Here is a 1035-nt window from a genome sequence, read left to right as displayed (position 1 = left end):
GTTAAATCCTCTTCGAGGTGCTTACGCATTTAATCACGCCAGGGCGTGGCAAGCAAAGATCGCAAAGCAAGAAGTTTCTCTTCGGCAATTACTTCCCAAAGGGACACTTGGGATATGTGCAGGACTTGCAGGCCAGGCACAGGGATCCGTCCGCCATCTGGGCCAGGTCCAGACGGGTTATTTTTAATCCGGCCAGAAGCCTCGGCAGCAGCAGATCAAAGCTGGTGGTCTTGAAATAAAGTGCACAGGCCGGCACTCCAATAACCGGTACAGAATCAATCCAGCAGAGCATGGTCATGGCTCCGGGCAGGATGGGGGCTCCGTAGAGCATTTCACTGGCCCCTGCCTCCTGAATGGCTTTGCGGGTGACGTCGTCAGGGTCAACAGAAAGTCCGGCCGTGGTTATGATCATATCGCAGCCGGAATCCAGAAGCCGGGTAAGGCAAGTCTTTATCTCTTCTTTGTCATCAGGGCAGATTATTGACTTGTTTACTTCCGAGCCCAGTTTCTGCACCTTGTCCTTTATGATGGGCTCGAAGCGGTCCTGGATAATACCCTCGAAAACCTCGGTCCCGGTGATGAGCAGCCCCACCTTTTTTTGCATAAGCGGCAGGATTTTGAAAAGCGGCCCCTGGTTCAGGACCTGCATGGCCTTATTGAAGTTAGATCTGGGAAGGTACAGGGGTATGGCCCTGGTACCTGCGATAACAGAATCTTTTTTCACCAGCATGGAGTTTTGGCGGCTGGCGCACATGACCTGAGGCACCAGGTTGAAAGCCAGAAGATTGTCTTTTTGAACTACCAGCAGGCCGTCCCGACCGGCTTTGAGGTTCACCCGCCCCTCTCTGGGAGGCAGGCCAAGCTCCACCCCTTCACCGGCCATGGCCCGGGCAAAGCTTTCGGCTGCCTCGTCCTCATGTACCCAGTCCTGCTCGCTGGGTGCAGCTTCGGTGTATAGGTTCTGCCTGCCGATCTGCTGCAGGCGGCAGATATCAGAGAAATTTATTTCCTGTCCGCGTTTGATGACCACGCCCT

General features: G+C 54.5%; 1 protein-coding gene. It reads right to left on the bottom strand.

The genetic code is table 11. The annotated features are described in order from the left end of the window. Positions 1-88 precede the first annotated feature (88 nt). The coding region (locus D5S03_RS00300; RefSeq protein WP_287042359.1) for a molybdopterin-binding protein at positions 89-1035 on the bottom strand (947 nt) is incomplete at its 5' end.

Source organism: Desulfonatronospira sp. MSAO_Bac3 (assembly GCF_003838035.1).
Taxonomy (GTDB): Bacteria; Desulfobacterota; Desulfovibrionia; order Desulfovibrionales; family Desulfonatronovibrionaceae; genus Desulfonatronospira; species Desulfonatronospira thiodismutans.
Note: the sequence above shows the minus strand (reverse complement) of the source record. Positions and strands in the feature narration are given on the sequence as shown.